At 40.0% G+C, this 21,367-nt stretch carries 16 protein-coding genes; 15 read left to right on the top strand and 1 reads right to left on the bottom strand.

Going from position 1 to position 21,367, the window contains the following annotated elements:
- The first annotated feature begins 20 nt into the window (after positions 1-20).
- The 12 genes from COD92_RS10195 to COD92_RS10140 all read left to right on the top strand — a co-directional run bounded on the left by COD92_RS10195 (position 21) and on the right by COD92_RS10140 (position 17,764).
- Positions 21-905: a carbohydrate ABC transporter permease gene (locus tag COD92_RS10195; protein WP_218011287.1), complete on the top strand. Its 885-nt coding sequence runs from the start codon at positions 21-23 to the stop codon at positions 903-905.
- A gap of 39 nt (positions 906-944) precedes the next feature.
- Complete coding sequence (locus tag COD92_RS10190; RefSeq protein WP_098530826.1) at positions 945-2,579, top strand: ABC transporter substrate-binding protein; 1,635 nt, start codon at positions 945-947, stop codon at positions 2,577-2,579.
- Between the two features lie 94 nt (positions 2,580-2,673).
- Positions 2,674-3,660, top strand: a complete 987-nt coding sequence (locus tag COD92_RS10185) for a carbohydrate kinase family protein (protein WP_098530825.1) — start codon at positions 2,674-2,676, stop codon at positions 3,658-3,660.
- A complete protein-coding gene (locus COD92_RS10180) occupies positions 3,660-5,135 on the top strand; it encodes a glycoside hydrolase family 32 protein (RefSeq protein ID WP_098530824.1) in 1,476 nt (491 codons plus the stop codon). The genes COD92_RS10185 and COD92_RS10180 overlap by 1 nt, the downstream gene beginning before the upstream one ends.
- 160 nt (positions 5,136-5,295) lie before the next feature.
- Positions 5,296-6,420 (top strand): Gfo/Idh/MocA family protein, encoded by a 1,125-nt coding sequence (locus tag COD92_RS10175; protein ID WP_098996259.1) that lies wholly within the window; start codon positions 5,296-5,298, stop codon positions 6,418-6,420.
- A 59-nt stretch (positions 6,421-6,479) separates the two neighbouring features.
- Complete coding sequence (locus COD92_RS10170; RefSeq protein ID WP_176550421.1) at positions 6,480-10,271, top strand: GH32 C-terminal domain-containing protein; 3,792 nt, start codon at positions 6,480-6,482, stop codon at positions 10,269-10,271.
- 224 nt (positions 10,272-10,495) lie between these two features.
- Positions 10,496-11,581 (top strand): Gfo/Idh/MocA family protein, encoded by a 1,086-nt coding sequence (locus COD92_RS10165; protein WP_098530822.1) that lies wholly within the window; start codon positions 10,496-10,498, stop codon positions 11,579-11,581.
- A 309-nt stretch (positions 11,582-11,890) separates the two neighbouring features.
- Positions 11,891-12,904: a LacI family DNA-binding transcriptional regulator gene (locus tag COD92_RS10160; protein ID WP_098996258.1), complete on the top strand. Its 1,014-nt coding sequence runs from the start codon at positions 11,891-11,893 to the stop codon at positions 12,902-12,904.
- 11 nt (positions 12,905-12,915) lie between these two features.
- On the top strand, positions 12,916-14,229 hold the full coding sequence (locus COD92_RS10155; protein WP_480254059.1) for an ABC transporter substrate-binding protein: 1,314 nt from the start codon (positions 12,916-12,918) through the stop codon (positions 14,227-14,229).
- Positions 14,230-14,436: 207 nt separating this feature from the next.
- On the top strand, positions 14,437-15,666 hold the full coding sequence (locus tag COD92_RS10150; protein WP_098530869.1) for an ABC transporter permease subunit: 1,230 nt from the start codon (positions 14,437-14,439) through the stop codon (positions 15,664-15,666).
- Positions 15,667-15,709: 43 nt separating this feature from the next.
- Positions 15,710-16,537, top strand: a complete 828-nt coding sequence (locus COD92_RS10145) for a carbohydrate ABC transporter permease (protein WP_098530819.1) — start codon at positions 15,710-15,712, stop codon at positions 16,535-16,537.
- 150 nt (positions 16,538-16,687) lie between these two features.
- Positions 16,688-17,764 carry a Gfo/Idh/MocA family protein gene (locus COD92_RS10140; protein WP_098530818.1) on the top strand — a complete coding sequence of 359 codons (1,077 nt, stop codon included), beginning with the start codon at positions 16,688-16,690 and terminating at the stop codon, positions 17,762-17,764.
- Between the two features lie 60 nt (positions 17,765-17,824).
- On the opposite strand, the gene COD92_RS10135 is transcribed toward COD92_RS10140, so the two are convergent.
- The gene (locus tag COD92_RS10135; RefSeq protein ID WP_098996257.1) at positions 17,825-18,598 is read right to left on the bottom strand and encodes an AraC family transcriptional regulator; all 774 of its coding nucleotides are present in this window, start codon (positions 18,596-18,598) and stop codon (positions 17,825-17,827) included.
- A gap of 126 nt (positions 18,599-18,724) precedes the next feature.
- Between COD92_RS10135 and COD92_RS10130 the strand changes: the two genes are divergently transcribed.
- The 3 genes from COD92_RS10130 (at position 18,725) to COD92_RS10120 (ending at position 21,357) form a co-directional block, all read left to right on the top strand.
- Positions 18,725-19,495, top strand: coding sequence for a sugar phosphate isomerase/epimerase family protein (locus COD92_RS10130; RefSeq protein ID WP_098530816.1), 771 nt, complete (start codon positions 18,725-18,727; stop codon positions 19,493-19,495).
- A gap of 106 nt (positions 19,496-19,601) precedes the next feature.
- Entirely contained in the window at positions 19,602-20,327 is a 726-nt protein-coding gene (locus COD92_RS10125) for a ThuA domain-containing protein (protein ID WP_098996256.1), read from the top strand.
- A 1-nt stretch (position 20,328) separates the two neighbouring features.
- Positions 20,329-21,357, top strand: coding sequence for a Gfo/Idh/MocA family protein (locus tag COD92_RS10120; RefSeq protein ID WP_098530814.1), 1,029 nt, complete (start codon positions 20,329-20,331; stop codon positions 21,355-21,357).
- Positions 21,358-21,367: the final 10 nt, after the last annotated feature.

The raw sequence follows: 21,367 nt of genomic DNA, 5'->3' as shown, positions 1-21,367 counted from the left end.
ACTTGATGGAGGTGAGAGGTATGTTTAAGCATCAAACGAGGGCAGATAAAGTCATCTTAACAACAAACGGGGTTATCTTGGCCTTAATCGTATTTGCTATTTTAATCCCATTAATTTATGTCATTATGGCATCGTTTACAAATCCAGCAACTTTGTTAAACAGTGGGATTACCCTTAATCCATCCAAATGGACACTTCAGGGATACTCACGAGTATTTAAAGATGGATCACTATTAATAGGTTTTAGGAATTCACTTTTTTACTCCACTGCTTTTTCGCTTATTTCAGTTACAATCACGTTATTCGCTGCTTATCCATTATCAAGGAAGGATTTTGTCGGCCGAAAACTGATGATGGCTCTCTTTATTATTACAATGTTTTTTGGCGGGGGATTAATCCCAACCTATTTGTTAGTCAAAAATTTAAATATGCTGGATACCATTTGGGCCATTTTATTACCAGGTGCTGTAAATGTATGGAACATTATTTTAGCAAGAGCCTACTTTCAAGGCATCCCAAATGAATTACGAGAAGCCGCTATTGTTGACGGTACATCGGAAATCCAGTTTTTCTTTAAAATCCTGCTTCCATTAAGTAAACCAATCATAGCGGTATTAGTGTTATATCAATTTGTCGCACAATGGAATTCTTATTTTGATGCCATGATTTACTTGAAAAGCGAGAATTTACAGCCCTTACAAATTGTCCTTCGATCAATTCTTGTTCAAATGCAGCCTAGACCTGGCATGATTCAAGACGCACAAAACACAGCCCAGCTGCAGCAAATTGCTGAAATGGTCAAGTATTCAAGTATTGTCATTTCTAGTTTGCCGCTAATAATAATTTATCCATTCTTCCAAAAGTACTTTGAAAAAGGAGTAATGGTGGGTTCAATAAAGGGTTAAAAAAATTAATTTTAAACTATTAAATGGGGTGAAGGGATTATGAAGAAAAAGAAAAAAATGAGTTTTTTAGTAACGGCTGCACTTGTTACAAGTTTACTAGCTTCAGGTTGTTCGAATTCGGCCAGTTCGAAAAAAGAAGCAGATGGGGCCAATTCATCACCAAAGTATGAACTGAAAAATATCAATTTTCCATTAGATAAAAAGATGACATTAAAATTTTTAACACAAAGTTCACCAATTGCGCCAAAGGATCCAAATGATAAATTAATTTGGAAAAGAGTAGAGAAGGATACAAATGTTCATATCGATTGGACGAATTATCCTTGGGAACAATTTGGAGATAAAAGAAACTTGGAGCTTGCTAGCGGCGACCTGCCGGATGCCGTGTTTCACGCTGGTTTAAGTGATAATGATATCCTGAGATACGCGAAACAAGGAGTTATTGTCCCTGTAGAAACACTAATTGATAAATATATGCCAAATTTCAGGAAAGTTCTAGACACTCGCCCGGAATATAAAAAATTAATCACTGCTTCTGATGGACATATCTATTCCTTCCCATGGATCGAGGAACTTGGCAATGGGAAAGAAGCGATTCAAGCGTTAGATGACATACCTTGGATTAATAAGAAATGGTTAGATGAGTTAGGTTTAAAAATGCCGACAACTACTGATGAGTTAGAAAAAGTTTTAATTGCGTTTAAAGAAAAGAAGCCAGAGGGGAAAAATGATATCATTCCGATGTCGTTCATGATCAACCATGGCGGTGAAGATCCAGCTATGCTCTTAGGTGCCTTCGGGTCAGGCGATAACTATGATCATTATGTAGTATCAGAGGATAAGAAAGTTATCTATACTGCAAACCAAGAAGGGTACAAAAAGGGAATTGAATGGCTTCACCAGCTGCAACAAAAAGGTTTAATCGATAAGGAGGCCTTTACGCAAGATTGGAATACGTATGTGGCCAAAGGGAAGAACGGCCGCTACGGCTTATACTTTACGTGGGACAGAGCCAATATTTCTGGTAATAATGAAGATTATGTTCCACTTCCTCCGTTAAAAGGACCAGATGGGCAGATCAATGTAGCAAGGACCAATGGATATGGTTTTGATAGGGGCCGAATGGTCGTAACAAGTGCAAACAAGAATCTTGAATTAACAGCAAAATGGATTGATAAGGCTTATGAACCAATTCAATCTGTACAAAATAACTGGGGTACTTATGGAGATAAGAAGCAACAAAATATCTTTGAACTTACCAGCAATGGTTCTCTAAAACATTTACCGCTTGGTTCCACTTCACCTTGGGATTTAAGGCAAAAAACAAATGTGGATGGGCCTTTGGCAGTTTTAGATAACTACTATGGAACGGTAACGACCATGCCAGATGATGCTGCTTGGAGACTTGATATCCTGCATAAAATATATGTTCCTTCTATGAAAGCAACCTATAATTATCCACCAATTTTCTTAGATAAAGACGATCAAGATCAATTAACACAACTGGAGACAGTGGTAAAACCATATGTAGAAAGAAAGAAAGCGGAATGGATTTTAAAAGGCGGTATTGAAAAACAATGGGACGACTATTTAAAACAATTGGACAAAAACGGCCTTCCAAAACTATTAGACATTAAACAAAAAGCATTAGATAAGTATAATGCCGGGGAATAAGTTAGTAGATTAATAAATTAGGGAATGACCATCCAAGCCGAAACAGAATTTCGTTTCTGTTCGGCTTATTCTTCATAAAGTTAGGTGAGTAGACATGTTCGATGTAACGGCACTGGGTGAAGTATTGATAGACTTTACGCCAGCTGGGAAATCAGAAAGTGGTGAAGTTCAGTTTGAAAGGAATGCAGGAGGAGCCCCAGCAAACGTTCTTGCAGCACTAGCTAAGTTAGGAAAGAAAACTGCGTTTATTGGTAAGGTAGGTAATGATCAGTTTGGTCATTATTTACATTCTGCATTAGGTAAGAATGGCATCAACACGAAGGGCCTTGTGTTCTCGAATGAGATAAATACAACACTAGCTTTTGTACATTTAGATGAACAAGGGGATCGGTCTTTCAGTTTTTATCGTAATCCTGGGGCAGATATGATGTTAAAGGAGCAAGAAGTCAATCTAGAGTTATTAGATCATACGCGTATCTTCCATTTCGGGACGATATCAATGACACATGAACCTGCTGCATCTGCCACTTTAATGGCGATTAAGTATGCGAAAGAAAAGGGACAACTCATTTCATTTGATCCAAATTTAAGAGTTAATCTTTGGGGGGATTTGAGCCGCGCGAAGGAGATGTTTACTATTGGTTTAGGATATGCCAATGTCTTAAAAATATCTGAAGAAGAGCTAGATTTTATTTCAGGCACGAAAGATCCTGATAAGGGTACGGCCTATATCTATGACCAATTTCATACTGAATTAATCTTCGTTACCATGGGAGGAGAAGGCTGCTTCTACCGTTTAGGAGAAAAAGTGGGGAAATGCAGCGGCTATGAGGTAGTGTCAATCGATACAACGGGTGCAGGAGATGCCTTTTTAGCTGGAATTCTTTATCAACTGATCGAGAAAAATCAATCACTGTCTGATTTGAGTTTGAATGATGTAGAAGAGATGGCATCATTTGCAAATGCGGTAGGCGCCTTAGCTACAACGAAAAAAGGGGCAATCTCGGCAATGCCATCGGTGGAAGAAATCATTGATCTTCGAATCAGACAATTTGTCTATCAAAGGAGAACCGAATCATAATGAACAAAATTGATGTGAAAGAAAAGTTTCGTCCGCAGTATCACTTTTCACCAGAATCTAACTGGATGAATGATCCAAATGGAATGGTCTATTATGCAGGGGAGTACCATTTGTTTTATCAACATTATCCTTACGGAACGACATGGGGTCCCATGCATTGGGGCCATGCGGTAAGTAAGGATCTAATTCATTGGGAACACCTTCCCATCGCCTTGGCACCTGACGAGCATGGAGACATATTTTCTGGCAGTGTGGTAGTCGATTGGCATGATTCAACTGGTTTTTTTGGTGGTGCCGCTGGTCTGGTAGCGATTTTTACACATGCGGACCAATATCCGGATTCAGACCGTCCAAGACAAAGGCAGAGTCTTGCCTATAGCACAGACCGTGGACGTACTTGGACTAAGTACGAAGAAAACCCCGTCTTAGTGGAGGAATCAATTACTGATTTCCGTGATCCAAAAGTATTTTGGCATGAGGAGACCAATAAGTGGATTATGATTCTTGCTGCAGGAGACCATGTTCGGTTCTATACTTCACACGATCTAAAGTCTTGGGAGTTTTCAAGCGAGTTCGGTGCACAGTCCGGGTCCCATGCTGGTGTGTGGGAGTGTCCTGACATCTTTAAATTACCAGTTGACGGAAATAAAAATACAAACAAGTGGGTGATGATTGTTAGTATTGGTAATGAATCCGCTTATATCGAAGGTTCGAGAACGCAGTACTTTATAGGTGAATTTGATGGAGTATCGTTTACCAACGAGAACTCCGATGACACAGTACTGTGGCTAGACCATGGAAGAGATAATTATGCTGGCGTTACATGGTCCGATATCTCAAAAGAAGATGGACGGCGGATCTTTATTGGCTGGATGAGTAATTGGAAATATGCAAATGAAACCCCTACCGTCGGGTGGAGAAGTGCCATGACGCTTCCGAGGGAGTTAACATTAAAAGAAACCTCTGATGGCGTTAGACTTATTCAAACTCCGGTGGCTGAGCTTGAAAAAATCAGGCGGGAAAAACGGTCATGGAATCAGCTCATCCTAGAACCAGAGAAAAATGTATCACTTGACGTTGCTGGAGAACAGTTAGAAATTATAGCTGAATTTGAACTGCAGTCAGCAACAGAATTTGGTATCAAAATTCGGAAATCAGATTCGGAGGAAACCATAATAGGATATGACACTGTAAATGAATTCCTATTTGTTAATCGGATTAACTCGGGAGTTACTGAATTTAACGAATATTTTCCTTGTATGCATGGAGCCTCATTAAAAACAGAGAATAATCCACTGAAACTGCACATTTTTGTTGATAGTTCATCCGTCGAGATTTTTGCGAACAATGGCCAAGTGGTAATCACGGATTTAATCTTCCCTGACCCTAAAAGCACAGGGATTGAATTATATACCACAAATAAGAAAGTTAAATTAGCCTCGTTAGTCATCGTTCAATTGGCTTCGATTTTTTAATGACTACATCCAGTCTTGTTTTTTCTGAACTGCTGAAGTTAATTGTTATTTCAAATTAAATGTAAATGAATTATTTGAGTAAGGGTAGATTTCAACCTGAGTGAACCTGCCCTTTTTCAGCCATTAATTGAGTATAAAACACTTAATAGGAGGGCATTTCATGCAATTAGGCTTTATTGGATGTGGAGTTATTTCAATTGAGCATGTTGAAGGATTAGCGGAGTTAAAGAACAAAGGACTGGAAACATTTGAATTGGCAGCAATATGTGACATTCAGGTTGAAAGAGCTGAAAATTTTTCTATAGAGGTGGAAAAAAGGTTAGGTAAACGCCCTGCTGTATATTCTGATTATCGTGTGATGTTAGAAAAAGAACAATTAGATGCCGTTTCTGTTTTGATTAATCATGATTTGCATCATTCAGTAGCTGAAGATTGCTTTGCTGCGGGAGTAAATGTGCAAATGCAAAAGCCGTTAGCAATTTCCCCTTCTTTTGGTCAGAAAATGATTTCTGATGCCAAAAAGTTTAATCGTGTTCTAACAGTTTCAGAACCAAGTGTGTTAGGTGCAGCAAATGTTGCGATGGTGAATGCTGTAAAAGATGGAATAATTGGTTCTGTTTCTTTAATTATGGATTATGCGACAGTTTCTTTAAATCGAGGATTTTTCGCTGGTACTCCGTGGAGGCATATGAAGGGTAAGGCTGGTGCTGGCTGGATTAATGATCATGGTGTACATCGAACACACTTCTTCGCTGAAATTAATGGTCCGATTGATGAGGTTTTTGCCTATACAGAAATTTTTGAAAAAGAATTAAGTAATGGTGAGGTGACAATTAAACCTACTGGAGAAGATACTGCGGTCACTGTATTTAAATTTAATAATGGGGGACTTGGACATTGGATGTGTGCCACATCGGCTCATGGTGAAAGAACCGGTGGTGTATGGATTTATGGGAATAAAGGATGTCTTCGTCCGGGACAGCATGTAGCACTTGATGATGGAAGAAGAATTTTGATACCAGAATTAATAGAAAGATATGCATCGGATATTGTTAAACATCCATTTGCCCATTCCTATGTGGAATTATGGGATGCAATTATTAAAAATAAGACACCTATTTCTAGTGCTCAAAGAGGCCTAGAAGCATTAGGCGTTGTATTTGCTGCACTAGAATCCGCAACAATTGGCCAGCCAGTCAAAGTTAAAGACATCCTAAATGGTAAAAAGCACAAGTATGAAGATACAGTTTTTGATGAGATGGAATCTAAAGAAGTGAATTTATAATCGAGCTCTAATAAAGATATGAATCTAGTAATTAATGTAATTGGAAGAGAGGGCAAAGGATGAAATCGACTTTGAAAAAATGGACTTTTGTATTTTTCTCAATCGTGCTAATCACGGCTGCAATGGGAACGATTTTTACTCATCCTACGACAGGCAGGGCAACTGAATCGACAGAAAGCGGGGAGGGTTCAACTATTATTGAAAACACAACCAAAGCAAATACAAATCTAACAGACTGGAAAGTGAAAGGGAAAGGTACATTAGAAGACACAGAACAGGGACTTTTGCTCACTTCAGAACCTAAAGAAAATGTCATGGCGATATCGGGTGTTACAACTGAAGATTTTATTTTTGAAGCCGATGTAAAACTCATCGACAAGAACGCAGACGCCACATTAGTGTTCCGATCAAATGAAGATGGGTGGGACTCGTACATGCTGCAAATCGTGCCAAATGCGGGGATTATTCGTCTTCGTGATGCTCGTGATGAGTCGAGATTAAAAGTCGAACACCAAGTGAACCTGCAAGAAGGAGGGATCTATCATCTGAAGGTAAAGGCGGTTGGTGATCATCTCCAAGTTTATTGGGGGGATCATTATGCTCCTGTCATTGATGTTCATAACAATCTATATAAGAAGGGATTACTTGGACTCAACGTATGGGATGGATCAGCCTTATTTCAAAATGTAAGCGTTAGCAAACTATCTGCCAATCTAGGCTCCTATCAATATAAGGAAGGAAGCTGGGAACCAGCCATCAAAGGTCTAAAGGGAATGGCCGTTGACGGGGTGAAAGCCAAGCAAATCTATAATAAGAGTGAAAGCGACTTTGTTCTTGAAGGAAATATATCATTTGACCAAGATCTAGCGGAAGCTGGCCTTTTATTTCGTACAAATGAGCAAGGAACTACGGGTTATCAAGCGGTCCTTATTAAAGAAGGAAACTCGGTCAAAGCTCAATTGCAGAAAGCGGACGGTACTGTACTTAAAACATCAGACCGCGACTTTCAAACTCAAGAAGGTACCATACACCATCTTGAGATTATCACAAACGGCAATCAAATTAAACTTTATGTTGATGGGTATACGGATGCAGCAGTAAATGCGACGGATACGAGTTACAGCACAGGCTTTGCTGGTTTTACCGTTGTATCAGGGACTGCATACTTCCAAGATACTTATCTTGTTCCAGCATCAAGCTATTATACGGAAAAATATCGGCCAGATTATCATTATACTCCGGCTCGTGGATCTGTAAGTGATCCGAATGGACTCGTTTATTACGAAGGAGAATATCACTTATTCCATCAAGATGGAGGAACTTGGGCTCATGCAGTAAGTAAAGATTTGATAAATTGGAAGCGCCTTCCTATTGCTTTACCATGGAATGATTACGGACATGTATGGTCTGGTTCTGCCATAGCAGATGTAACAAATGCCTCCGGTTTATTTACTAATGCTGGTGGTAAAGGGCTGATTGCCTACTATACTTCATTTAACCCAGATGGACCTAATGGTAATCAGCGGGTCGGTCTTGCCTATAGTACCGATCAAGGGCGTACCTGGAAATATTCAACAGAGCACCCCATCGTTATCGAGAATCCGGGTAAGAATGGTGACGATCTAGGCGGGTGGGATTTCCGTGACCCAAAGGTGGTCCGAGATGAGATGAACAATCGGTGGATTATGGTTGTATCTGGAGGAGACCACATTCGCTTCTTTACTTCAACTAACTTAATAGATTGGAAGCTTACCGATAATTTTGGTTATGGAGATTATGTTCGCGGTGGTGTTTGGGAATGCCCTGATCTTTTCGAACTTCCGGTAGACGGTACAGGGGAGAAGAAATGGGTTCTGATGATCAGTACAGGAGCCAATCCGAAGACACAAGGATCCGATGCGGAGTATTTTATTGGTAATCTAACAGCTGAGGGAAAATTTATTAATGATAATCCAGCGGGTGCGGTACTGAAATCGGATTACGGTAAGGAGTTCTATGCGTCGACGTCCTTTGCCAATATGCCTGATAACCGCCGTGTAATGCTGGCGTGGATGACCAACTGGGATTATCCATTTGCTTTCCCAACGACGGGCTGGAAGGGAGAACTGACGATTCCGAGAGAAGTAAGATTGGTGAAAACTGATGATGGAATCAGACTTGCACAAGCACCGATTAAAGAGCTGCAGTCCATTCGCAGTACTCTATTTCAGGTGCAAAATAAAGTAGTCAATTCGACCAATGCTTCCAACTTAATGAAGGGAATCTACTCAGGTGCCTTCGAAATAGAAGTAGAGGTCGAAATCCCTGCTGACAGTAAAACAAGCGAATTTGGATTTCATGTTCGTGAAGGAGCTGGCCAAAAAACGGTTGTTGGGTACAAAACAGAGGAGAATCAATTATTTGTTGATCGTGCCGAGTCAGGAGAGACTGATTTCTCCAGCCTTTTTTCTACTTTACATGAAGCTCCTTTAAAACCAAATAATAAACGTATCAAAATGAATATATTTGTAGATGAATCTTCGATTGAAGTATTTGCTAATGATGGAAAAGTAATTTTTTCTGATGTCATTTTTCCAGATCCATCAAGTCGCAGCATGAACTTCTACACAAAGGGTGGAGAGGTGAAGGTACTTTCCTTAAAAGTACACTCGTTATCCAATATTTGGAATCCGTACGATGATGATGATACCAGTATTGTCATGGATTCAAATCAAAGAGAGATGAATATTGGTGATTCTCTCACTTTATTTGCTTCCGTGAAAAATGGAAAAGGAAGGGGAACTAAGCCAATTGAGTGGAAATCGAGTAATCCGAATGTAGTGAAGGTTGCCTCCGCAGCTGACTCCAAAGCCGTGCTTAAAGCAGGAAGCAAAGGAGAAGCGACAATTACCGCCACTTTACCAAATGGAAAGGCTTCTGCAAGTGTAGTGGTAAGAGTGTACGATGGTGAATTTAATACAAATCTGACTGGATGGAAATCTGATCTTTCAGCCTCTCACTGGACCGTTACCGAAAATGGAATTCGTGGTACGTATACAAGTGATGCAAACTATGTGGCAAAGGAAGCAGCGGGAGACTTTACGTATGAAACAGATATGATGCTGGGACAATCGGGCGGAGCAGGTTCTATTCTTTTCCGGGCAAGTGAGGATGGCAGAAGCGGTTATTACTTCAATCTTGATCCTAATATGAAATCGTTCCGTCTTTTTTACAAGATTGACGGCCGATTTGAGGATCGTATGATTATTGCAAAAGTCCCCGCCTTTATTCAACCTGGAAAAACGTATAAGGTGAAAATCGAAGCAAAAGGTCCTCACATCCAGATTCATGTAGATAGCCAGAAAATTATCGATTTACAGGATGGTACCTATGCAGAAGGCCATTTTGGTTTAAACGTATTTGGAGGTCAAGTTTCCTATCAGAATGTGAATGTCAGCAATCTGTCTTCAGCTGATTTAACTGTTACAAGCTTTACAAATAAAGTACTAGGCAAAGCGCTTTATACAGCTAAGTCAGAGAACGGTGAGCCTGTGACAATAACTGATGCCGACAAGGCTACAGATTGGACTTTAATTCCAACTGGTGACGAATATGGTTCTTATTCGATACGTACTGAGGGCGGCAAAGTACTTGACCTTGATACGGGGCAAAATAAAATTCAGCTCTATAATTATCTAGGCTATAACAATCAGCGCTGGATTCTTACAAAAAATGAGAATGGAACTGTAACAATTACATCTGTTCATAACGGGAGGGCACTTGAAATATCCGAAGAGGGTTTGTTGACACTAAACGATTGGGATCCAGATTTAGAGCGCCAGCAGTGGACCCTTTCAACTGCAATTAGATAAAGTTCTAAAAGAAATGCATTCGCAGTGCGTACCGCACGGAATGCTCTTTCTTTTGTATTTAACGGCAGAATCCTATAAAAATAGCAAAATAGTATATGTTTTCATTAGATGGTCTATGTTTTATTTTCTTTATACGATATAAGATAAGTTTATGATTTTAAGCGCTTACTTTATAGAAATAGTAAGATACCGATGTTGAAAATAGGATTAGGGAGGAATAGAACATGACAAAAAAATTACGAGTTGCCATCATTGGGTGTGGTGGAATTGCAAAGGGAAAGCACTTGCCAAGCTTGGCAAAGCTTTCACAGATCGAAATGGTGGCTTTCTGTGATATTGAAGAGGATCGTGCTGTTGAGGCAGCTTCAAAATATGGAATCGAAGATGCTGCAATCTATGTGGATTATCAAGAACTGTTAAAGGACGAATCCATCGATGTAGTCCATGTATGTACGCCTAATGATTCTCATGCCGATATCACCGTCGCAGCATTGGAAGCGGACAAACATGTTATGTGCGAAAAACCGATGGCCAAAACAGCAGCAGATGCTAGAAGAATGGTAGAGGCAGCCAAGCGGACTGGGAAGAAATTAACGATCGGCTACCAAAACCGTTTCCGTACTGACAGTCAATATCTGCAAAAAGTATGCGAACGTGGAGATTTAGGAGAGATCTATTATGCGAAGGCCCATGCGATTCGCCGTCGTGCGGTGCCAACATGGGGAGTATTCCTTGATGAGGAGAAGCAAGGCGGAGGCCCATTAATCGATATTGGAACGCACGCGCTCGATTTAACCCTGTGGATGATGAACAACTATAAGCCTAAGGCAGTTTTAGGAAGTACATTCCATAAGCTTGGGCAGAAGAAAGATGCAGCAAATGCTTGGGGATCGTGGGATCCAGAGAAATTTAAAGTAGAGGATTCGGCTTTCGGATATATTACGATGGAAAATGGTGCCACCATCATGCTTGAATCGAGCTGGGCCATTAATATGCTGCAGACAGGAGAAGCCAAATGTACGCTGTGCGGGACTGAAGGCGGAGCAGATATGTGGGATGGCCTTCGCATCAATGGGGAAGATTTCAGCAAGTTGTATACCAATCACATCAATTTAGATGCAAAAGGTGTTGATTTTTATGACGGGGAAACGGAGGATGCAGCCGAACTAGAAGCAAGACTGTGGATTGAAAGTATCTTAAATGATACCGAGCCGGTCGTAAAACCTGAGGAGGCACTAGTAGTTACTGAAATTTTAGAAGCTATCTATAAATCGGCGCAAACTGGAGAGGCCGTTTATTTTAATAAATAAACAAGCAGCTGGAGGGAACTCTTACAACCCATTTTTTAAAATCAGTAGCAAGAAGAATTATTCAAAATTAATAGAATGGTAATTAAAAGAAAATGACTCTGGTTTGCTTGTTATCAAACTGGGGTCATTTTCTTTTATTTCTAGCTAGATTTTAAAGCATAAAAATATTTTTTGAAATCTATAACTTTTCTGAAAATATGTATTGCAATCGGAAGAGTAATCTATTAAAGTAAAAATGTAATCGCTTACTGAAATCGATTACAACTAGAGAGAATATCTTTTAAAAGGAGGGAAAAGGGGGGATTTTGTTTGGCAACAATTGCCGATGTAGCAAAAAGAGCAGGACTTTCAAGGGCTACCGTTTCAAGGGTGCTTAACAACCATCCAAATGTTACAGAAGATAAAAAAAGGTTAGTTCGTGAAGCAATGGAGTCGTTAAAGTATGTTCCAAATACAACTGCTCAGCGGCTCCGGAACCAAAGAACAGACACCATTGCCATACTAGTTCCAGTCCTTACAAATCCATTTTTCGCCTATTTGCTGGAAGCGATGGATATGGTAGCAACTAAGAACCATCTTCAGTTACTTATTTGCCAAACGAGGTATAGCAAACAGAAGGAAATGGATTTTTTAGAGCTATTAAGAACAAAACAAGTAGATGGTTTAATCTTAACTTCCTATGAAAACGAGTGGAAACAAATTGAGCCATATTCAGCGTTTGGCCCCATGGTCTTATGCAATGAATATGAAAGAAACACAAAGGTGCCAATCATTCGTATGGATCAATTTAAGGCAAGCTACATAGGAACACGGCACTTGATTGAACAAGGCCATATAAGAATTGCATGTACCTGTGGTGATAAAAGTAATTTAGCAAAGGATAGACAAGCTGGGTACAGAAGAGCACTTGTGGAAACAGGAATTTCGGTTCAAGAGGACTGGATCTTCTCTAATGTATTCGACATCGAAGACGGTAAAAGGGTATTAAGAACGATTATGAATTTGAAAGAAGCACCTACAGCCGTTTTTACAGGAAGTGACCAGGTGGCAGCCGGAATGATTATGGCTGCCAAGGCGTTAGGTAAAAATGTTCCTGATGATATCGCCATCATTGGTTTTGATGACCAGCCGATTGCCAGGGTGGTAGAGCCGGCTCTTACAACCATTAGACAACCAATCGAAGAACTTGGAAAGACAGCAATGGAAGTAATGATTGATTTCATTGCCTTTAAGAAAGAAGTCAACCACCAGGAGATTCTATTACCCTATGATTTGGTAATTAGAGATTCAACTATGTCAAAATTGAAATCGATTTCAATATAGGGGGAATAACGTTGAAAAAGTCGAAAAAAGCAAAACTTCTAGCCGTATTTGCTACATTATCCTTGGCACTTGCTGCCTGTAGTTCCGATCAAACCAGCACAAAGGAAAAGCCAGCTGGCGACAAAACAAAGACAGCAACTGAGCAAAAAGTAAAAATTGTCTATGCACGCGGGAAGGATGTAACTAAGGGAACTGAAAAAGTGGTGGAGGCTTTTGAAGCAACACACCCAAATATTGATATTGAGTTCCGAGAAATGCCCTCTGATACCGGAAAGCAGCATGATGCATATATAACGGCTTTCAATGCAAAATCTTCCGAAATTGATGTTATTGATATGGATGTAATTTGGCCTGCTGAATTTGCCCAGGCTGGCTATGTGCTTCCACTTGACCGTTTTATCCAGCAGGATGGAATTGACCTAAATGAATATAACCAGGGAGCTCTTGGTGCAGCCCAGTTTAACGGGAAACAATGGGCCCTTCCTAAATTTGTTGATGCAGGTCTACTATACTATCGAAAAGACTTAGTTAAAGAAGACGAAGTTCCAAAAACATGGGATGAGTTATTGGCAAAAGCAAAAGAAAAGAAGGGACAGGGCAACACAAAATTTGGTTATGTTTTTCAATCGAAACAGTACGAAGGGCTTGTATGTAACGCTGTAGAATTTGTCGCCTCATATGGCGGAGCGTTTATCGATAAAAATGGGAACGTAGCCGTGAATAGTCCAGAAGCAATCAAAGGTTTAAAGAAATTAGTTGAAGTTGCCAAGTCTGATGTAGTACCTGGTAATGTCACAACGTTTACTGAGGTTGAATCAGACCAAGCCTTTATTGAAGGACAAACGGTATTCTTACGTAACTGGCCATATGAATATGCTAGTGCAAATGACAAAGAGAAGTCCAAGATTGTAGGTCAGGTAGGTGTAGCTCCGCTTCCAGCAGGTGACAAAGGATCTGCTGCGGCACTAGGCGGTTGGATGGCTGGTATCAATAAGTATTCCAAGCATCCGAAAGAAGCTTGGGAATTCTTAAAGTTCATGGCGGGAGCTGAGGGTCAAAAGATTGATGCAATCTACGGCGGACATGCTCCAACAATTACAAAGCTATACCAAGATCAAGAGATTCTTAAAGCGAACCCAACTTTTGCTGATAAAGGCTTCGTAGATGGTTTAAGTGCAGCCGTTTCTCGACCAGTCGCTCCGAATTATCCGGAAATTTCAGAGATTATTCAAATTAATATTTCAAAAGCAATTGCAGGGGAACAAACTGTTGAACAAGCGGCTCAAAATATGGAAAAAGAAATGAAGGCAGCCCTTAATAAATAATATTAAAAAACTAGGATTAGCCTTCTCCTTGGGGGCTAATCCGTTTAAATCCTTAAAAAAGGAGGGGTTAACGTGAAAAATAGTGCCCTTAAAGTAGAAACAGATGACTATAAAGCATCGGTTAGAAAGACTTCTTTTACCCTGAAAAAGAAAAGAAAAAAACTCTTTACTGAGAAAACGGCCGGGTATTATCTTGTGGCACCTGCTATGATTTTAATCTTCCTCATTGCCATTTGGCCCGTCTTGCAATCCTTTTATTTCAGTTTGTTTGATTTAAGATTAAACAATCCCACTAAATCGGAAGTCCATTTAAGTTATAATCTCGACCTAGAACGATATCTGAATAACTATCCGTTTTTAATCGGAACCATTGACAATGAAATAAAGAGTGGGAATGGCGCCGAGGAGCTTCAGCCCATAAAAGATCAACTGCAATCCATAGATAAGATGATTCGCAGCAGATCTGAGATCAGCACAAAATATGATTCCGTAAACGATAAGTTAATGAATTTTGAACAGGTGAACTCTGAGCTTAGCATTGCAAAAATTGATAAAAAAATGGCTAAAGAATATGAAAATACTTCTGAAATTATTAATAATAAAATGAAGAAATTGTCCGGCAATGTTAAGTTCACTCAAGAAAAGAAACTCCTGGGTTTAGCCGCAGGATATGGAGATGCGCTTATTCAGCCTAATTTTATCGGTTTGCAACATTACAAAGATAATTTAACAGCTAGCAGAATGTGGAAGGCGATTGGAAATACTACTACATTTACGATTATCTCTGTCCTTGTGGAGCTTGTTCTTGGACTAGCGATTGCCCTTTTGATTAATAAGGCTTTCATTGGACGCGGGCTTATTAGGGCGAGCATTCTGATTCCTTGGGCCATTCCGACCGCGGTCTCCGCCCTTATGTGGAAGTTTTTATATGATGGGCAAAATGGCATTGTAGCCAAAATTTTCGCAGATATCGGCTTAGTGGATAAGATGGAAAAACTTCTTGTAACTGACACCGGTGCCATGTTTTCAGTCATCTTTTCTGATGTCTGGAAGACCACTCCATACATGTCTTTGCTGTTATTGGCCGGGCTTCAAACCATTCCAGACTCACTTTACGAAGCAGCTTCCATTGATGGTGCAGGTAAATGGAAGCAATTCATGAAAATTACATTGCCTTTGTTAAAGTCAAGCATACTTGTTGCACTGCTATTTAGAACACTAGATGCTTTTCGTGTTTTTGACTTAATTTACGTTCTAACTGGCGGCGGTCCTGCTAACTCTACTGAAACCATTTCTATCCTCGCTTATAAGGTGATGTTTTCTCAAACTAATTTTGGTGACGGTTCTGCCCTTTCTGTCATTGTATTTATATGCGTAGCCATTATTTCAATGATTTATATTAAGTTTTTGGGCAGAGATTTACTAAATGACAGATAAGGGAATTCGACAGTACACCATTTTTTAGGGGGGGAATTTTAACATGCAGAAAAAAGCAAGCCCATTCTTTTATGTGTTTCTTATCGTGTTTGTATTTGTTGTAATGTTTCCATTTTTATGGATGCTGATTAGTTCAATAAAACCAGCTACTGAATTGTTCGGGGACAAGGCATTTACTCCCTACACCTCCCATCCGACAATGGAAAATTATAAATCCGTTTTCTTTGATCATCCGTTTTTAAGATATTTATGGAATAGTACGGTGGTTTCAACTATTACAACTGTGTATGCCGTTACAGTTGCGTCATTTGCTGCTTATGCCATTGCGAGGCTTCAATTTAAAGGAAAAACTTTTATTCTTGGGATTGTACTATCTGTCTCGATGTTTCCACAAATCGCAACCATTACACCAATTTATATCTTTTTAAAGAACCTTGGACTCACCAATTCCTATTTAGGATTGATTATTCCTTATTCAACCTTTACGCTGCCGTTGTCTATTTGGATATTAGTAACCTTTTTCCGCAAAATACCGCTAGATCTTGAAGAAGCGGCAAAAATAGACGGAGCTACTTTAATGCAAACTTTTTGGAAGGTCATCATGCCGCTTGCAGTACCAGGAATATTTACTACCGCTATCCTTGTTTTCATTGCAGCATGGAATGAGTTCTTTTTTGCCCTTACCATCAATACAGATGATAAGTATAAGACGGTACCGATTGGGATTGCTATGTTCCAGGGACAATTTACCATTCCATGGGGTGAGATTGCAGCGGCTACAGTTGTAGTAAGTGTTCCACTGGTTATTATGGTGTTAATCTTCCAACGAAGGATTGTATCCGGTTTAACCTCGGGTTCAGTTAAAGAATAATAGCAAAATAGTTCATCTTTTAACTATATAATCTATGTTTTAATTCGCATATCCATAATAAGATGGAATCAAATAAGAAATGTTTTTATAAGTTTATGAAAATACCAAAAATGCCTGTAGGAGAATAGGTGCAAAAAAGGAGAAAATAAGATGACGAATAAAAACTATCATTTAGTTATTGTTGGTTATGGTGGTATGGGGAGCTATCATGCAAAGCTATTAAAAGAAAACCAAAACATTGAGGTCGTTGGAACCTATGACATATCTGAGGATAGAAGAACAGCTTCTTTGGCAGATGGCTACAAGGTCTATGAAAGTTTATCTGCTGTTTTGTCTGACGATGTTGTTGATTTTGTTCTAATTGCTACCCCTAATGATGTACATAAAGAAATTGCCATCGCAGCTTTGAACGCAGGTAAGGATGTAATTTGTGAAAAGCCGGTGACTATTTACAGTGAAGAGTTGCTTGAGATTATGGAAGCAGCAAAAATTAATGACCGTGCCTTTATTGTCCACCAGAACCGCAGGTGGGATGAAGACTTCCTAACGATGAAAAAGATTTACGACGAACAGATCATCGGAGATGTTTTTCATATCGAATCACGTGTTCAAGGAGCAAATGGTATTCCTGGAGACTGGCGTCACTTGAAAGAATATGGCGGCGGGATGCTTCTTGACTGGGGTGTCCATTTATTAGATCAGCTCTTATTTATGGTTGATAGTAAGATTACGAGTGTCTTTGCTAATTTAAGTTATATTTTGGGGGACGAGGTAGATGACGGATTTCAGGTGTTTATCACATTTGAAAACGGTATCACTTCATTGATAGAGGTTGGAACATCCAACTTCATTCAACTTCCGCGTTGGTATACAAAAGGAACCAAAGGTACAGCAGTCATTAACGATTGGGATATTAATGGTAAAATTGTCACTCAGAATCTGGGCGAAGTAGAAGCCCCTAAACCGATTAAAGCTGGACAGGGCTTAACGAAGACAATGGCACCTCCGTCTGAAAAAGCTGTGACTACATCTGATTTACCTAAAGTAGAAAAAACAATGGAAAGCTTTTATGAAAATGTTGTTTCAGTAGTGGCAGGAAATGCAGAACCAATCGTGAAAAACGAGGAAGTTTTGCGTGTCCTACGATTAATGGAAACGATTTTTAAATCAGCCGAAACTAACCAAGTCATTAAAGACTTTGATCTTGTACCTTCAAAATTGAATTAAGTTAGTTAATAAGAAATGGAAAAGGCTAGAAAACTGGTGTATTCTAGCCTTTTTCATATATTATTCAAGCCGGCGGTACATACCAGGAGCAACACCATACTTCTTTTTAAACACTCTATGGAAATAGGGATAGGTGCCAAAACCACAGTCTTCAGCGATTTGTTCGAGTGTTAGTGCAGTGTACTTCATCCGTTCAAGGGCAGCGGATAAGCGGATTTCCTGCGTGTATTCCATGATAGTTTTTCCCACACTGCTTTTAAAAAGATGAACCGACCGGGAGACACTCAATCCTGAATGGCGTGCTACATCTTCGACTTTAAACTGGGTTGTCGCATGCTCCTCAATGTACCTCATCATCCTTGTTACTGGATATGGATAATGGTAGGAAGGGACTGTTTCACTAACAGCACGTTCAAGCGTTAAACAAAGGGCTCGGACTAGATAGTCGGCAAGTTCCTCATTCTGATTGGAACCAGGACGCCTTTTTTCAATTATAATCTGACGCCATAGGAGCAGCAGCTTTTCATCCAATTCAATACGGGAAACGGGAGGCTTAGCGGAACGGTCCCACCATTCGTCGAGCCAGGCTCCCTCGCATCCGATGTGATAGTCTCCGCTAATTTGCCCTTCATTGACAAGTAGTTCGTAATGATCGCCTGGTTTAATTAGAAGGAGATCGCCCTTCTTAAGTTCCATTTTGGTTCCTTTTACGACTACCTCGCATAGCCCTTCTGTTTGTAGTCGAAAAAGATAGGACGGGTATCCGGATTTATGTTGAGAGTGATATCCCTTTGTATGATAGGAATAGCCGCAAAAAAGTATGTTTGTGGTCATAATTTTCCTCTTCGAAAAAGATAGCAGAATAGTAGATGTTTTAATTATATCATCTATGTTGAGTAGTAGAAATAAAATATAAAATGTAATCAAATAAGCTAGGTTTCTAGAAATGGAGGACTAAGAATGAGAAAAATTCCAGTAGCGGTACAAATGTTCACATTAAGGGAAGAAAGTGCAAAAGATTTTGCAGGTACTCTAAAAAAAGTGGCAGAGCTTGGCTTTGATGGTGTTGAGCTTGCTGGTTACCATGGATTAACTCCGATGGAAATAAAAGAGTTATTAGATGAGCTTGGACTTAAAACAGCTGCCTGCCATGTGCCGCTTGACCAATTAGAAAACAATCTGGCACAGGTAATTGAAGATCAAAAGATATTAGGAAGTAAGTATGTCGTATGTCCCTATTTAATGCCAGATCGACGCAGTGAAAGTGACTACATAGCCCTAATTTCGTTTTTAGAACATGCGGGTGAGATTTGTCGCCAGGAAGGGATTTCCCTTTGCTACCATAATCACGATTTTGAACTTGAGCGCTTATCTGATGGCAGAATGGCACTTGAAGCGATTTTTGATAAAACAAACCCTGACATGGTAAAGGCAGAGCTTGATGTGTACTGGCTGACTAAAGCGGGTCAAAAGCCGGCAGAGTGGATAGAACGATATCAAAATCGAACACCGTTAATTCACTTGAAAGATATGACGACCGATGACGAACAATTCTTCGCTGAACTTGGCACAGGCGGCGTTGACCTAGAAGCTGTGCTAAATAAGGGTGAACAAGTTGATATTCAGTGGTGGGTCGTAGAGCAGGATGTGAGCCGGCGTACACCACTTGAAAGTATTGAAATTAGTATCAATTATTTAAAAACAAAGCTTCCACATTTCATAAGTAAATAATTTTGTTCAATATTTTTCACCCTATTTGTCAATGTAAGCAGTTTCAATTATTCTGGTATTCTCTAAAATAATAAATAAAGTGAACAACGAGAAGGAGTGTCCAAACATGTTGAACGTAACTGTATGGAATGAAAACCGTCATGAACAAAAAGATCCAGTCGTAAGGGATATTTATCCTAAAGGTATCCATGGAGCCATCGCTGAGTTCCTCAAGTCTGAAGGCTTTGATACAAGAACAGCTACCCTTGATGAGCCAGAACATGGTTTGACGGATGATGTTCTAAGTAACACAGATGTATTAGTTTGGTGGGGGCATGTCGCTCATAATGAAGTAAACGATGAAATCGTTGAGAAGGTTCGCCAGCGTGTCCTTGATGGAATGGGGCTAATCGTCCTTCACTCCGGGCATTTTTCGAAAATCTTCAAGACCTTAATGGGAACAAGCTGTGATTTAAAATGGCGCGAAGCGGGCGAAAAGGAACGCCTTTGGGTCGTGAGTCCGAGTCATCCCATTACAGAAGGAATCCCTGAATATATCGAGTTAGAGCATGAGGAAATGTACGGGGAGCATTTTGATATCCCACAGCCAGATGAACTAATTTTCACTAGCTGGTTTGAAGGCGGCGAAGTATTCCGCAGCGGCTGTACATACAAGCGCGGAAACGGAAAAGTATTTTATTTCAGACCAGGTCATGAAACCTATCCTACCTATCATAACCAACAAATTCAGCGAGTGATCATTAACGCTGTTAAATGGGCGCAGCCAGTTAAACGAGAACGGCCGGTATACGGAAATGCCAAACCACTAGAGGAAATTAAGGGAGGAAACTAATATGAAAAAGATCAGAGTAGGCGTAATCGGCTGCGGCAGTATTGCCCAGCATCGTCATTTACCAGAATATCAAGTAAATCCAAATGTAGAGCTTACAGCCGTTTGCGATATCAATCAAGAGCGGGCAATCGAAGTAGCCGAAAAATACGCTGTTCTTTCCTACACAGATTATAACGAGTTGCTGAAAAGTGGTGAGGTGGACGCGGTAAGTGTTTGTACACCAAACTATCTCCATGCCCCTATCACCATTGCTGCTTTAGAGGCAGGTCTTCATGTCCTTTGCGAGAAGCCAATGGCAACCTCTAAAGAAGAAGCTGAAGCGATGATTGCAGCAGCTGAAAAAAACGGCAAAAAATTAATGATTGGTCATAATCAGCGTTTTGTTCCGTCCCATCAAAAAGCCCGCCAGTTGATTGCAAACGGAGAAGCCGGCAGAATTTACAGCTTCCGTACAGCGTTTGGTCACGGCGGCCCTGAAGGCTGGAGTGTTGACGGAAAAGAAAGCTGGTTTTTCGAAAAAGAAAAAGCGTTTGTCGGTGCTATGGGTGACTTAGGTGTCCATAAAACAGATTTATTGCGCTATGTATTAGGGGAAGAAATTGTTGAAGTAGGTGCCTTTGTTGAAACGAATGCAAAGGATTTTGCTGACGTGGATGATAATGCCGTTTGTGTATTGAAAACAGAAAGCGGCATCATCGGTACACTTGCCGCCAGCTGGGCTTATACCAGCAAGGAAGATAACTCTACCATTATTTACGGTGAGAAGGCAATCCTTCGCTTAGAAGATGATCCAATAAATTCTCTTGTTGTTCAATATAGCAATGGCGAAGTAGTGAAATATGAACTAGGGAAAATTCAATCAAATGATGCGGGTGGTCAAAACAATACCCATGTCATCGAACATTTTGTAAATGCTATTCTGCTAGATGAAGAGCCTGCTGTAACTGGTGAAGAAGGAATGAAGTCACTAGATGTAATTCTAGGAGCACTTAAGTCAAACGAAACAAAGCAAATTGTTAAAGTAAGATAACTATTAAAAA

The organism is Bacillus sp. AFS037270, assembly GCF_002585305.1.
Note: the sequence above shows the minus strand (reverse complement) of the source record. Positions and strands in the feature narration are given on the sequence as shown.